This is a genomic window from Pantoea nemavictus, from assembly GCF_037479095.1.
Taxonomy (GTDB): domain Bacteria; phylum Pseudomonadota; class Gammaproteobacteria; order Enterobacterales; family Enterobacteriaceae; genus Pantoea; species Pantoea nemavictus.
On the sequence record NZ_JBBGZW010000001.1, the window covers coordinates 4,039,150 to 4,053,410 of the forward strand.

At 58.7% G+C, this 14,261-nt stretch carries 14 protein-coding genes; 10 read left to right on the forward strand and 4 right to left on the reverse strand.

What is annotated here, in order from left to right; genetic code table 11:
• Position 1 precedes the first annotated feature (1 nt).
• Both WH298_RS18650 and WH298_RS18655 read right to left on the reverse strand, forming a co-directional pair.
• Complete coding sequence (locus WH298_RS18650) at positions 2 to 1,351, reverse strand: SrfA family protein (RefSeq protein WP_180823533.1); 1,350 nt, start codon at positions 1,349 to 1,351, stop codon at positions 2 to 4.
• 153 nt (positions 1,352 to 1,504) lie between these two features.
• Positions 1,505 to 2,683 carry a benzoate/H(+) symporter BenE family transporter gene (locus tag WH298_RS18655; protein ID WP_180823534.1) on the reverse strand — a complete coding sequence of 393 codons (1,179 nt, stop codon included), beginning with the start codon at positions 2,681 to 2,683 and terminating at the stop codon, positions 1,505 to 1,507.
• A 98-nt stretch (positions 2,684 to 2,781) separates the two neighbouring features.
• On the opposite strand from WH298_RS18655, the gene WH298_RS18660 reads away from it, so the two are divergent.
• From WH298_RS18660 to WH298_RS18670, 3 genes are all read left to right on the forward strand, one after another.
• A complete protein-coding gene (locus WH298_RS18660; protein ID WP_180823535.1) occupies positions 2,782 to 3,327 on the forward strand; it encodes a helix-turn-helix domain-containing protein in 546 nt (181 codons plus the stop codon).
• An 89-nt stretch (positions 3,328 to 3,416) separates the two neighbouring features.
• Entirely contained in the window at positions 3,417 to 3,842 is a 426-nt protein-coding gene (locus WH298_RS18665; protein WP_180823536.1) for a MarR family winged helix-turn-helix transcriptional regulator, read from the forward strand.
• 17 nt (positions 3,843 to 3,859) lie between these two features.
• Entirely contained in the window at positions 3,860 to 4,414 is a 555-nt protein-coding gene (locus WH298_RS18670; protein ID WP_007891795.1) for an isochorismatase family protein, read from the forward strand.
• A 53-nt stretch (positions 4,415 to 4,467) separates the two neighbouring features.
• Here WH298_RS18670 and pqqU read toward each other — a convergent pair whose 3' ends face one another.
• Positions 4,468 to 6,579: a TonB-dependent receptor PqqU gene (gene pqqU / locus WH298_RS18675; protein WP_180823537.1), complete on the reverse strand. Its 2,112-nt coding sequence runs from the start codon at positions 6,577 to 6,579 to the stop codon at positions 4,468 to 4,470.
• Positions 6,580 to 6,773: 194 nt separating this feature from the next.
• Between pqqU and WH298_RS18680 the strand changes: the two genes are divergently transcribed.
• A complete protein-coding gene (locus WH298_RS18680) occupies positions 6,774 to 7,661 on the forward strand; it encodes an NAD(P)-dependent oxidoreductase (RefSeq protein ID WP_255438362.1) in 888 nt (295 codons plus the stop codon).
• 1 nt (position 7,662) lies between these two features.
• Positions 7,663 to 8,445 (forward strand): AraC family transcriptional regulator, encoded by a 783-nt coding sequence (locus WH298_RS18685; protein ID WP_007891798.1) that lies wholly within the window; start codon positions 7,663 to 7,665, stop codon positions 8,443 to 8,445.
• Here the strand turns inward: WH298_RS18685 and leuA are convergent.
• Positions 8,396 to 10,081, reverse strand: a complete 1,686-nt coding sequence (gene leuA, locus WH298_RS18690) for a 2-isopropylmalate synthase (protein ID WP_180823539.1) — start codon at positions 10,079 to 10,081, stop codon at positions 8,396 to 8,398. The two genes, WH298_RS18685 and leuA, sit on opposite strands and share 50 nt — an antisense overlap.
• A 190-nt stretch (positions 10,082 to 10,271) precedes the next feature.
• Between leuA and WH298_RS18695 the strand changes: the two genes are divergently transcribed.
• The 5 genes from WH298_RS18695 (at position 10,272) to pqqC (ending at position 14,261) form a co-directional block, all read left to right on the forward strand.
• Positions 10,272 to 11,204, forward strand: coding sequence for an ABC transporter substrate-binding protein (locus tag WH298_RS18695; protein WP_180823540.1), 933 nt, complete (start codon positions 10,272 to 10,274; stop codon positions 11,202 to 11,204).
• A 78-nt stretch (positions 11,205 to 11,282) separates the two neighbouring features.
• Entirely contained in the window at positions 11,283 to 12,305 is a 1,023-nt protein-coding gene (locus WH298_RS18700; protein ID WP_036621913.1) for a dipeptidase, read from the forward strand.
• A gap of 150 nt (positions 12,306 to 12,455) precedes the next feature.
• Positions 12,456 to 12,527, forward strand: coding sequence for a pyrroloquinoline quinone precursor peptide PqqA (gene pqqA / locus WH298_RS18705; protein ID WP_002905689.1), 72 nt, complete (start codon positions 12,456 to 12,458; stop codon positions 12,525 to 12,527).
• Positions 12,528 to 12,582: 55 nt separating this feature from the next.
• Positions 12,583 to 13,509 (forward strand): pyrroloquinoline quinone biosynthesis protein PqqB, encoded by a 927-nt coding sequence (gene pqqB, locus WH298_RS18710; RefSeq protein ID WP_007891804.1) that lies wholly within the window; start codon positions 12,583 to 12,585, stop codon positions 13,507 to 13,509.
• Complete coding sequence (pqqC, locus tag WH298_RS18715; protein WP_180823541.1) at positions 13,506 to 14,261, forward strand: pyrroloquinoline-quinone synthase PqqC; 756 nt, start codon at positions 13,506 to 13,508, stop codon at positions 14,259 to 14,261. The genes pqqB and pqqC overlap by 4 nt, the downstream gene beginning before the upstream one ends.

Consider the following 14,261-nt stretch of genomic DNA (forward strand, 5'->3'; position numbering starts at 1 on the left):
TTTACTTACTCTCACGCTTAATCGTCAACGGGAACACCTGATCTGCGCCATATTGCGCAGTACAGCTGGCAATGCCATCACCGGCTTTACACACCAATTCCGGCATGCGGTAACGCGATTTATCGCTGCAGCTGGCAGTATAGCGGCTGCGTACTTCCATGATGCCGGAGGTGGTCATCGCGGCGGTGACATCGGCTTTGCAGCGGATGTTATCGCCCTGGGTAATGGTGGCGGTGCCTTTGCCATTGCGGATCTGATAGCGCAGGCTCGGCGGCTTGCCGGTTGGCAGATTGGTCTGACGCAAGGTGACGCGCCAGGTGCCATTGATAAACTTCACGGAGCCGACGCGCGCATCTTCGGTGGTCATCACCAGATCGTCGGCTTTTGCCGGTTCGGTATGTTCTGCTACCACTTCAGGCGCTGCGGCAGGGGCCACGACCGGCGCAGCGGCGATCACGCTGGCCGCGGTTTGCGGCAGCGTGGCGGCGAGTTTTTCGGCTTTCACTATCACCGCAGGCGTCTTCATGACCGGCACCGGAGCATCAGCAACGCTGGCCGCTGCCGGTTTGGCTGGCTCAGGCGCGCTGTGCAGCCAGAAGGCGACACCCGCGGCGACCAGCGCCGCAACGGGTAACAGCAGCATCAGCGGACGCACGGCAAAGGCGCGACGTGGTGGCGCGACAGGTTCGGGTGCGGGTTCAGGTGCTGGCTCAGGAATGACTTCAGCCGCAGGTGGTTCGATTTCAGGTTCAGGCGCGATCACCGGTTCGGCAGCGGCAGGCGGTACGTCGATCAGCGGCGCAATCACCGGTGCCACTACCAGCGGTGCGGCAGGCGGTTCCGGCAACAGCGGCGGCAACGCTTCTTCCAGCGTCTCGCGCAGGCAGGCCAGCGCGTCATCACGCGAACGCGCCTGCGGATCGACAAAGCCCCAGAAGGTGATCACCGGTTTGCCATCCACCAGATAAACGTACTGCTGGTCCGGGAACTGCAGGGTTTTGCTCAGCAACGCACCAAACAGCCGCATGGCAGGATTATCCGCATCGCGCGCGCGCAGGCTCAGCGCCTGTAAATCCTGCTGGTTCAAGGTCAGCAGCTCCAGCGCCTGACGGCGTTCGTGGTCGCTGGCGCCGAGCCAGGATTTCACTTTGCCATTAAACGGGGCGTACCAGTCGAGGCGATCACCGCGCTCATTGGCCTGCGGAATCGCCAGGCAGTTGGCCAGCGTAGTTTGGCGGCGCAGACGCAAGGTTTCGCGGATTTGCAAGGCGGAACTCCAGACCGGCTGGCCGTTTTCACCCAGTGCCAGTACCGTGTCCAGATTGCCGCTGCGCAGAAAAGTTTTTGCCACTCGTTGGGCCCTTATCGGTGGTTGTCTGAGGCAGAACAGTGTGTGTTGATGGCGATGGTAGTGATCTTAAGCCAAATGTCGGCAAATCAAACGGCTGATAAAGGGGGAAAAACAGGGCGTTTTTCCCGGCTGCGGGGCTAAGTTGCTGAAATTTTAAGCGCGGCTGCGTGGGGACAGAATCAAAAACGTTAGCATGCCGCCGAGCAAGCCCCAAAACGCGGAGCCAATGCCCAGCAGCGAAATGCCGCTGGCGGTGATCAGAAACGCCACGATGGCGCTATCGCGCTGCGCCGGTTCTGCCAGCGCGCGTTGCAAACTGCCCGCAAGCGTGCCAAGCAGCGCCAGGCCGGCCAGCGTAGCGATAAATACCGGCGGCAGCGCGCTCAGCAGCACGGCAATCAATCCGCCGGTAAAGCCGGTCAGGAGATAGAATACGCCCGCCAGCGCAGAGGCCATCCAGCGTCGCGCCGGATTGGCATCAACCTCCTCACCCATACAGATGGCGGCGGTAATCGCGGCAATGCACACCGAAAAGCCGCCAAACGGCGACAGTATCAGGGCAAGAAATCCGGTCCAGCCGGTCAGCGCGGAAATCGGTGGTTGATAGCCATGCGCCTGAAGAGTCGCGATACCGGGCGCGTTTTGTGAAGCCATCGTCACCAGAAAATAGGGTAAACCGACGCCAATCAACGCGGCCAGATTGAATTGCGGCATGATAAATTCTGGCCGACTGATGGCCAGCGCATGTGGCGGTAAATGAAGGGTTTGCTGGTAGAACGCTACCAGCACGCCTGCGATGAGCGCCAGAATGATGGCGTAGCGCGGCAGCCAGCGGCGGCTAATCAGCCATACCAGACACATGCTGCCGCACAGGGCGAAATGGCTTTGCAAACCGCTAAAGGTGCCGATACCAAACCGCAGCAGAATGCCGGCCAGCATCGCCGCCGCCAGCGACTGGGGAATGTGATTCATCAGCCTGGCAAACAGACCGGTGACGCCGCACAACACAATCAACAGGTTGGTGGCGACAAACACGCCGACCACTTCATTGAGCGTCAATCCCTGCACGCTGGTGGCGAGCAACGCGGCGCCGGGCGTGGACCATGCTGCAAGGATGGGCATACGCGTCCACAGCGAAAGACCCAATGATGCCAGCCCCATACCGATGCCCAGCATGGAAAGCCAGCCGCCAATCTGCTCCGGCGATGCGCCCGCCGCTTGTGCCGCCTGAAAGATCAGTGCCGCTGAGCTGCTGTAGCCGATCAGCACGGCGACAAAGCCCGATATCAGCATGGGAAAAGAGAAAGCGCTGCGCGTGCTGGCGGTCATCATCTGGTCACATCCCGTTGTGCGTTATAGCGCACATTGTTGCATGGGACGCTATAGCGCACAAGTGCTACACTGCTGCGCGCGAGCTTTCGGGAGAACACATGGAAAATCTGCATCAACATTTGAGCCTGGCGCTGAAGCAATTGCGGCAGGCCAACGGCTGGAGTTTGACGCTGGCGGCGGAGCGCACTGGCGTGAGCAAAGCGATGCTTGGCCAGATCGAGCGCGGCGAATCGAGCCCAACAGTGGCGACGCTGTGGAAAATCGCTACCGGCTTTAACGTGCCATTTTCCTTCTTTGTGCAGGGCAGCGATCACCCGCCGGGCAGCGTGGCGACTTTCAGCCAGCCGAACGCGCAGATGCAGGTCAAACCGCTGCTGCCATACGATGCCAGGCTGCGGTTTGATCTGCTGGAGGTGACGTTGGCGGGCGGCGCGCAGAGCGACTCATCCGCACATGAAAACGGGGTGATTGAGCAAGTGGTGGTGCTGGACGGCGAATTACTGTTAGGCGTGGAAGGGACCTGGCGGCGCTTGCTGCAGGGCGAGGCCAGCCAGTTCGCCGCCGATACACCGCACAGTTACCGCAATCCCCTTAGCACGCCGCTGCGCTTTCATAGCTTGATTCATTATCTGCAGCGGGATTAGCGGCCAATTACAAATTGATACGAAGGTAAACTACACAGTTTGCCTTCGTATTTATATACTCGCGGCTCATCAGTAAGGGAGACGGTGCCATGAGCGACCTCAACAGCGCGGCGGCGCTACTGCGCAGTATCAATGGCAAACTGGCGCGTCGCTTGCGCGAATCAGCGCCACCGGGCGATCTCACCTGGTCGCAGGTCTCGGTGCTGGGTTATCTGGTGCGGGATGGCGCGATGACGGTTACTGAACTCGCGGCGCGGGAAGCGGTGCGCACCCAATCGATGGGCGCCACGATTGCCAGCTTACAGGCGTTGGGCATGGTAAAGGGCGAGGCCGATCCGCTGGATGGCCGTAAAACCCGCTATCATCCCACTGATGCCTGCCTGCACCTGATTGCCGCTAACCGCGCGCAGCGTGATGACTGGCTCGTCAACAGCATCGCCACGCAATTGAGTTTGCAGGAACAGCAAACGCTGCTGGCGGCTATTCCCTTACTGCAACGACTTGCCGACCAATAATCCTGAGAGGACACAACATGGCTTTAACTACCCTTGACGACAACACCGCGCTGATTGTGATTGACCTGCAGAACGGCATTGTCGCGCTGCCTGTGGCACCGTTAGAGGCTAACGAGGTGATTGAGCGCTCAGCGCGTTTGGCCGATGCCTTCCGTGGTCAAAAGCGCCCGGTGGTGCTGGTTAATGTGGCTGGTGGCGCACCGGGCCGCAATGAGCAACCTAAGCACGGCGGCGATCTGCCTGCCGATTGGGCGACGTTAGTGCCGGATCTGGCGCAGCAGCGTGGCGACATCGCCATCACTAAGAAAACCTGGGGCGCATTCCACAATACTGACCTGCATGAACAACTGCAGCAGCGCGGCATCACTCAGGTGGTCATCTGTGGCATCGCCACCAGCATTGGCGTGGAATCAACGGCGCGTCAGGCGTATGAATTGGGCTACAACGTGACGCTGGCCACCGATGCCATGACCTGTCTGAATGCCGAAACGCACAAAAACAGCGTTGAACGCATCTTCCCGCGCCTGGGTGAAACCGGCACAACGGAAGACGTGCTGGCGTTGTTGAAGTAAAAAAAAGCCCTGCGCAGATTGCTGAGCAGGGCTTGTTAGAAGCTTAGTTTAAACTACTGAAACGCATAACTCACCGTCAGACCCACGCTGTAGTTGCGGCCCGGCGCCGGTTCGTAATAACGACCGTTGCTTTCGTTGACGATCACCGAGCCGATGTAGTTACGGTCAAACAGGTTATCGACGCGGCCAAACAGGTCCAGCGTCCAGTTCTGCACCAGCCACTTATAACCGCTGTTGACGCCAACCACGGTGTAAGAGGGCGCTTTCACATCGTTCTCATCATCCGCGGCGATATCGCTCAGGTAACGCACATCGGTTCCGGCATACCAGCCCTGATCGGGCGCGTAGGCCAGACCGGCATAAGCCATGTTGCGGGCAATGCCGGGAATACGGTTGCCGTCGCAGCTTTCGGTGCCGCAGGCGTTAGAGCGATAGCGGGCATCCAGCAAGGTCCATGCGGCTTTGAAACGCCAGCTTTCACCAAACTGCTGATCGAGACCCAGCTCTAAACCGCGACGACGCGTTTCACCGGCGTTTTTGTAACTGGAGCGGCCTTCAAAGCTGCTGTCGGAAACGATCTCGTTTTTGGTATCTGTCTGGAACACGGCAGCAGTCAGGAGTCCATTGCCGATACGTTTTTTGCTGCCCAGTTCCACCGTCTCGCTAGTGGCGGGTTGCAGATTCAGGTTAAGACCGGCCTGATCGGCTGAGCGATATGACAACTCATTCAGCGTTGGCGTTTCGAAACCGCGACCGGCAGAAACGTAGGCGTTCCAGCTGTTATCAATGGCGTAGTTTAGTGCCGCCGCCGGCAGCCAGCGATGATAGCGACGGTTGCCGCTATCATCTGGATCGCTGGCGGTCACGTAGTAGTCGTTGGAGTCGAAATTCACCGTGCTAAAACGCACGCCGGCATCCAGCGACAGTTTGTCGGTTAGCTGCCACGCGGTTTGCAGATAGGGATCGAGATTCCACATCAGATTGCGTTCGTTACGACGCATATCGCCCTGCACGCCCAACTCGTTGGCGGTAAAGTTTTGATAACCCTTACGCTTCTCGGTCATGGTTTCATAGTCGAGGCCACCGGTGAAAGTTACCGGAATGGTGAACAGTGCGTCGCGGTGCGTCCAGCGCGTATCAATGCCCTGATAATGACGCGACAGCGAAATCACGCCGCCAGGATAACCGGGATTTAATTGGGTGGCTCTCGGAATCGATTGATACTGGGTGGTTTCACGTTCACCGGCGTACATCATCACGCTCAGATCGTCGTTTTCACTCATCTGGCGCTGATAGTGCAGGCCTGCCTGCGTCTGGTCGACGGTTTTACGCGCATCGTATAGCGTGACGTTGTTGGCCACCTGGCGCGGATTATCTTTCCACTGTGCGGCGGTCAACCCGCCCGGATCCTGTGCTTCAACGTGCACGCTATTAAACAGCAGCGTCAGGGTGCTGACATCATCAATGCGCACGCCGAGTTTGGCATTACCCAGATTCTTCTGCGCCGAGCTGTGATCGCGATAGCCGTGCGTAGTAAAGCGTGAAGCGGAAACCGTGTAGTTGACGTCACCGGCCTGAGTGCCGTCGCCGGTTGCGCCGCTGGCTTTCACGCTGTTGCGCCAACTGCCGTAACTGCCGTACCAGCTGCTGGCTTCCAGCGTGGTTGGCTGCTGGCCGGTTTCGGTTTCAACGTTAATCACGCCGCCGGATGAGTTGCCATACAACGCCGAGAACGGGCCGCGCAGCACGTCGATATGGTCAATCGATCCGATATCAATATTAGAGGTTTGTCCCTGGCCATCAGGCATGGTCGCTGGGATCCCGTCGACATACAGGCGGATGCCGCGCAGGCCGAACGTGGAGCGCGAACCAAAGCCGCGCACCGAAATCTGCAAATCCTGCGCATAGTTCTGCCTATTTTGAATCTGCAAACCGGGCACGCTGGCGAGATTTTCTGACAAATTCACGCGCGGTGCCGCGTGACGCATATCGTCGCCGGAGACCACGCTGACCGCCGCTGGCGTATCCAGTTCGGAAAGGCCGGACGCGGACGGCGCGGCACTCACCACCATGGTATTGCTGGCAGCGCCTGCCGCCAGCGCCGAGACCGGTAACATCGCAGGCAGCATCAACAGCGAAGCCTGGCGCAGTAAAGCTATTTTCATTATGAAAGACCGTAAAAAGGGCGTGGAATGTACCGATTGGAACATTAATGGCGCGTATGTTAATCGTTTTTTCATTTGTTTGAAAAGCGTTAATAGTATGACGGATTATTACTGTTTGCGGTGTTGAAAATGTTTTTTCATCGCATCTCTCGCCTGGCTGCGTGGGGAAAATTCTGTCAGTCTGGCGGTTTTGTCTGAAGGCACAAAAGAGAGGGAATATGAGTCAACAACCTGTGGTAGCGGTACTGGGATTGGGTGCAATGGGCCATGCGTTTGCCGCCAACCTGCTGAAAAAAGGCTTCAAGGTACGCGGCTGGAACCGCACGCGTGCCAAAGGCGAAGATCTGCTGAGTGCAGGCATCCACCTGAGCGACAGCGCGGCGCAAGCGGTTGAGGGCGCGGACGTAGTGATCGCTATGTTGGCGGATGGCGCCACCACGCGTCAGGCGCTGAACGACGCCAGCAGCGCGCTCAAGCAGGGCGCAACCCTTTGCCAGATGGGCACCATCGGTGTGGAAGCCACCGATCAACTGATCGCCGAATTCAAACGCGCGCGTCCGGATGTGGTGTTTATCGACGCGCCGGTTTCCGGTACTAAAGCGCCGGCAGAAAATGCACAAATCCTGGTGATGGCGAGCGGCGACCAAAGTAAAGCCCAGGCCGCCGAGCAGGTGTTTGCCGCGATTGGTAAAGGCACGCAGTGGCTGGGTGCAGCGGGTGCCAGTTCGCGCATGAAGCTGGTGGTGAATAGCTGGTTGATTGGTTTGATGCAGAGCCTGGCGGAAAGTACCCGTTTGGCGGAAGCGTTCGGTTTCAGCACCGACGATCTGTGGAAAGTGCTGGATGGCGGTCCACTGGCTGCACCCTATGCCAAAATGAAGCTCGGCATGATTGCCAGCGGCGATTTCACCCCACAGATGCATCTGGTGTGGGCGCTGAAAGACGCCAAACTGGCGCTGGACGCGGCGGGCGACAGCAAACTGCCCGCGCTGGAAAACATTGTGGATGTCTGGCAGCAAGCGGTGGACGCCGGTTACGGTGAGCAGGATCTGGCGGCGGTTTATCAGTATCTGAAACGCTAACATGAGCGCGCGGCTCAACTTCGATTTTGCCCATCGTCCGCTGGTGCCGTATGCGCACGATTACGCGCATGGTGATGCCGAGCCGTGGCATTACCACGATTGCGCACAGCTGATCCACACGCTGAGTGGCGTGGTGAAAGTCGAAACCCAGCAGGGCAGCTGGATTGTGCCGCCCAGCCGCGGCGTCTGGCTGCCTGCCGGAACGCGCCACGCGTTACATATCGTTGGTGCGGTGGCGGCGCGCACGCTGTTTGTTGATCCGCTGGCGCGCGCCGATCTGCCCGCCAGTTGTCAGGTGGTGCAGATTTCGCCGCTGCTGCGCGAGTTGATCGTCAGCGCGCTGGCGTTGCCAGAGCAGTACGGCTCCGGCAGCCGCGCCGAGCGCATTTATGAGCTGATACTGGATGAAATCCGCGTGATGGATGTGCTGCCGTTTGGCCTGCCGCTGCCGGAAAGCGAGCGGCTGCTGAGTTTATGTCAGCACATTCAGCACGCGCCGGGTGAAAACTGGACGCTGGCCCGTGCCGCCGCTGAGCTTTGCGTGGCCGAGCGCACGCTGGCGCGCCATTTCAGTCGCGAAACCGGTTTGCAGTTTAGCGACTGGGTACGACGCGCGCGGCTCAGCGTGGCGCTCACTCGTTTAGCGCAGGGCGAAAGCGTGTTAACGGTGGCGCTCGATCTCGGTTACGACAGCCCGAGCGCTTTCAGCGCCATGTTCCGCCGCGTGCTCGGCGTTACGCCAGCGAACTACTTTCCTGCGGCAGAAAAGCGTGCGCTGCGTTAAGCAGAGCCTGCAGTGAGGCGCGCGCCACATCGTTATCAATTCCCACACCCCACGCACGTTCACCGCGGGCATTAACGCAGCTGATGTAGGTCACCGAGCGGCTGTCGCTACGTTTTCCCAGCGTATGTTCATGATAATCCTCGATGGTGATGGCTAAATCGTAGCGCTGACGCAGCGCTGCAACCGCGGCAGACAGTAATCCGTTGCCTCTGGCCTCCAGCGTCACCTGCTGCACTCCTTGTTGTAATCGCGCTTTGAAACGCGTTTCGCCTTTGTCATCGCTGTGGCTTTCCGCTTCCAGCAAACGCCGCGCCGGCTGAGTTAAGCCGTAATGCTGACAGAACAACTGCCACAGCGCGTGGTGCGTCATCTCCTGACCATGTTGATCGGTTTGCTGCTGCACGAGGCGGCTGAAATCCTGCTGCAAACCGCGCGGCAGCTGCAGGCCGTGATTTTGCTCTAGCAGCCACGCTGCACCGCCTTTGCCGGATTGGCTATTGACGCGGATCACCGCTTCATAGCTGCAGCCAATATCCATTGGGTCGAGCGACAGATACGGCATTTGCCAAATCGCTTCTTCACGTTCGGCACGCTCGGCAAAGCCTTTGCGAATCGCATCCTGATGTGAACCGGAGAACGCGGTAAACACCAACTCGCCGGCGTAAGGATGGCGGGGATGCACCGGCAGCTGATTGCAGCGCGTCACGACTTCCAGCACCTGCTGGATATCGCTGAAATCGAGCTGTGGCGCCACGCCCTGGGTGTAGAGATTGAGCGCCAGCGTGATGAGATCCACGTTGCCGGTGCGTTCACCGTTACCAAACAAACAGCCTTCCACGCGATCGGCGCCCGCCAGCATCGCCAGCTCGGCACAGGCGATGCCGGTACCGCGATCGTTATGCGGATGCACGCTGATCGCCACGTGCGATCGCTGACTGAAGTGGCGACAGAAATACTCAATCTGATCGGCATACACGTTTGGCGTGTTCACCTCAACGGTAGCCGGCAGGTTGATGATCATCGGTCGCGTCGGGCCCGGCTGCCAAATCGCCGCCACCGCTTCGCAAATTTCCAGCGCAAACTCGGGCTCGGTAAAGCAGAAGGTTTCCGGAGAATATTCGAAGGTCCACGCGGTATCGGTTTGTTCTGCGCAGCGGGTGCGAATCTGGCGCGCACCCGCGCAAGCCAGCTCAATAATTTCAGCTTTGCTCTGGCGGAATACGCGCTCGCGGAACAGCGGCGCGGTGGCGTTGTACATATGGATGATCGCCTTCGGCGCGCCACGCAGCGCCTCAAAGGTACGATCGATCAGATTGCTGCGCGCCTGGGTGAGCACCTGGATCGCCACGTCATCAGGAATGTGGTGTTGCTCGATTAACAGGCGCACAAAATCAAAGTCGGTTTGCGAGGCCGCCGGAAACGCCACCTCAATCTCTTTAAAGCCGCAGCGCAGCAGCAGTTGCCAGAACTCCAGCTTGCGCGCGCTGTCCATCGGCGTGGCCAACGCTTGATTACCGTCGCGCAGGTCGGTGGAGAGCCAGCGCGGCGCCTGTGTCAGCTGACGCGATGGCCACTGGCGGTCGGGTAAATCAATCACCGGAAACGCACGGTATTTTGTCGCGGGTTGAGTGAGCATAACCATCTCCTTGTTGTGTTGGGTGTAGTCTCGCCTGGCAGCGCGTGCTTCGGCTCGCCCATTGCTGACAACCACGCGCGCATAACTGACAACCTAATATGCGCCAGGCGGCATTTCACATGCGAAATCGGCATCGGTCATTTGACGCGCGCGGGTTAGGCTGGGGTTTTGCACGACGAGATAAAACACAATGAAAAGAGCAGCTTTGGCACTATTGATCGTGGCAGCCAGCGGGGCGGCAACGGCTGAAACCGTAACGCTGCGTATTGCCGATCAAAAGGGAAATATGCACGCCGAAATGGAAGCGGCACAGCAGTTAAATCACCTCAATTACAAAATCGAGTGGGCCGAGTTCCCGGCTGCGGCGCCGCTGGCAGAAGCGCTGAATGCCGGTGCGGTAGATGCCGGTATTATCGGCGATGCGCCGCTGCTGTTCTCGCTGGCGGCCGGTTCGCAGGTGAAAGCGGTCGCGGTGAGCAAATCGGTGCCTGAAGGATTGGCGGTGCTGGTCAGCCCGGATTCAGCGATCAAAACGGTTGCCGAACTCAAGGGCAAAAACATCGCCACCGGACGCGGATCGATTGGTCACTTTGAAGCGCTGAAAGCGCTGGAGCAGGCGGGTATCAGCGATAAAGACGTCAAATGGCGCTTCTTAACGCCGGCGGATGCGCGCATCGCGCTGGCCAACGGCTCGGTGGATGCCTGGGCAACCTGGGATCCTTACACTGCGCTGGCGGAAGTGACCAACACCGGCCGAGTGCTGGTGAATGGCGTAGGGCTGTCCAGCGGCAACAGTTTCCTCGCCGCCACCGATGCGGCGCTGCAAGACGATGGCAAACGTGCCGCGCTGCAGGATTACGTTAACCGTTTAGCCGCGGCCGATCGTTGGGCCAACAGCCATGTGGATGAGTACTCCACCACGCTGGCGAAGATCATCGGCTTCCCGCAAGAGGCCGCAGCGAAATCGTTCTCCCGCCGGAAATCACATTGGCAGAGCATTGATGACGCCACCATCGCCCAGCAGCAGGAGACCGCCGATTTCTACCAAAAATACGGTTCAATCCAGCAGCATCTTGATGTGAAACCGACGTTTTATCATGGCTTACAGGTTGCGCAGAACTAACCCTTTGTGCGCCGAAATTTGGCGAAACAGTAGCGCGCGCGTAGCATGGCGGCATGTTGTTTCGTCAAAGATCTCCCCATGCTAAAAACCTTCGACGGTCATAATGACCTACTGCTCAATCTGTGGCTGCATCATCGCGATGATCCCGCACAGGCCTTTTTCCATGGTATTGAAAAGGGCCATCTCGATTTTCCTCGTATGCAGCAGGGCGGTTTTGCCGGTGGTCTGTTCGCCCTGTTTGTGCCGCCGCCGCGCTATGTACAAGAGGTCGCCCCGCAGCGCGCGCAGGAAAATCTGCAACCGCTGGAGATTCTCTGGCAGCAGCTCGATATTCTTAAAGCGCTGGCGGCGCAATCCGCCGGGCGCGCGCGTTTGTGCCTCAGCGCCGCGGATATTGCCGCTTGCCGCGCCGAGGGTGTGCTGGCGCTGGTGGCGCATATCGAAGGGGCGGACGGATTTGATGCCGACGGCGCAGCGCTCGACGCTTTTTATCAGGCCGGCGTGCGCAGCATCGGCCCGTTCTGGAATCTGCCTAATCGCTTTGGCGAGGGCGTCAGCGGTGCGTTTCCCCATTCGCCGGACACCGGGCCAGGCTTAACCGCCGCCGGCGAGCAGCTGATTGCCGCAGCCAATCGCCATCGTATGCTGATTGATCTGTCGCACATGAACGAGAAAGCTTTTTGGGACACCGCGCGTCTGTCAACCGCGCCGCTGGTGGCGACGCACTCCAACGCCCACGCGCTGTGCGCACAGCCGCGCAATCTCACCGACGATCAATTGCGTGCCATTCGCGACAGCGGCGGCGTGGTGGGTGTGAATTTTGGTAACGCGTTTTTACGCAGCGATGGCAAACGCGATAACGACACGCCATTGATCGAAATTGTTAAACATGTTGAGCACTTGATCGCGATAATGGGCAGCGATCATGTGGCGCTGGGTTCCGATTTTGATGGCATCAGCGTGCCCGAAGCATTGAAAGATGTGTCCGGATTGCCGCGCCTGTATGCGTTGTTGCGCTCACTGGGCTACGATCAAACGGCACTCGAGCAGCTCGCCTGGGGCAACTGGCAGCGCGTGTTGCACCAGATTTGGCGGGATTAGCACAATTCCCTTACCTAATCAGGGTTGATCTGCTCGCTACATTGGCGCAACATCTGCGCGCGTCATGATTGCAATGTGATCTACGTCACAGCTGCAATTATCTCCAGCAGAGAGTTCTCTGCATTTTGACTGAAGAAGAGGAAGAAAATTATGTGGAAAAAACCTGCGTTTATTGACCTGCGTCTGGGCCTGGAAGTGACTCTGTACATCTCCAACCGCTAAGACTTCTGCCCGCCGTTCGTGCGGGCATTTTGTTTTCTCTCTCTGGTCAACATTCATGTTTATTAAAGTCCTCGGTTCAGCGGCTGGCGGCGGCTTCCCGCAGTGGAACTGTAACTGCGCCAACTGCAGCGGCCTGCGTAACGGCACTATTCAGGCGCAGGCGCGCACGCAATCCTCCATCATTGTCAGCGACAACGGTGAAGATTGGGTGCTGTGTAATGCCTCGCCGGACATCAGCCAGCAAATTGCCCACACCCCAGAATTGATAAAAAAGGGCGTGCTGCGCGGCACCGCCATTGGCAGCATTATTCTCACCGACAGCCAAATCGATCACACTACCGGCTTGCTCAGCCTGCGTGAAGGTTGCCCGCATCAGGTATGGTGCACGCCAGAAGTGCATGCCGATCTCACCAGCGGCTTCCCGATTTTCACCATGTTGCAGCACTGGAACGGCGGTTTGCAGCATCATGCGTTAACGCCGCTGGAGCCGTTCCGCGTTGATGTGTGCCACAGCCTGCAATTCACCGCCATTCCAATCCTCAGCAACGCGCCGCCCTATTCGCCGTATCGCGATCGTCCGCTGCCGGGACACAACGTGGCGCTGTTTATTGAAAACACCGCCAACGGCCAAACGCTGCTGTACGCCCCGGGACTCGGTGAGCCCGATGCGGTGATCATGCCGTGGCTGCAAAAAGCCGATTGCCTGCTGATTGACGGTACGGTGTGGCAGGACGATGAGCTGCTGACCACCGGCGTCGGCAAAAATACCGGCAAGGCGATGGGGCATTTAGCGCTGGCCGAAGAACAAGGTTTGATGGCGTTGCTGGCTTCGCTGCCGGCCAAACGCAAAATTTTGATTCACATTAACAACACCAATCCGATCCTTAACGAGCAGTCGCCGCAGCGTGAATTTTTGACGCAGCAGGGCATTGAAGTGAGTTGGGATGGCATGGCGATTCATCTGCAGGAGTTTGCATCGTGATCATTACCGAAGCACTCGCGCCCGCCGCCTTTGAGCAGGCGCTGCGCGACAAAGGCGCGTTCTACCACATTCATCATCCGTACCACATTGCAATGCACAATGGTGCCGCGACGCGCGAGCAGATTCAGGGCTGGGTGGCGAACCGCTTCTATTATCAGACCAATATTCCGCTGAAAGACGCGGCGATCATGGCCAACTGCCCGGATGCGGCGACGCGTCGTAAGTGGGTGCAGCGCATTCTCGATCACGACGGCAGCAACGGCCATGAAGGCGGTATTGAAGCCTGGCTGCAGCTGGGGGAAGCGGTGGGTTTGGAGCGCGACGTGTTGCTGTCAGAGAAGCTGGTGCTGCCGGGCGTGCGCTTTGCAGTGGATGCCTACGTTAACTTTGCCCGTCGGGCCAACTGGCAGGAAGCGGCGTGCAGCTCGCTGACCGAGCTGTTCGCGCCGCAGATTCACCAGTCGCGCCTCGATAGCTGGCCGCAGCACTATCCATGGATCAAAGAGGAAGGTTATTTCTACTTCCGCAGCCGCCTGAGCCAGGCGAATCGCGATGTGGAACACGGCCTGGCGCTGGCGCTTGAGGTGTTCACCACCGCCGAGCAGCAGAATCGCATGCTGGAGATTCTGCAGTTTAAGCTCGATATTCTCTGGACCATGCTAGATGCCATGACCATGGCGTATGCACTGCAGCGTCCGCCTTATCATACGGTCACCGATCAGGTGTCCTGGCACAGTACAAGATTGGTATAA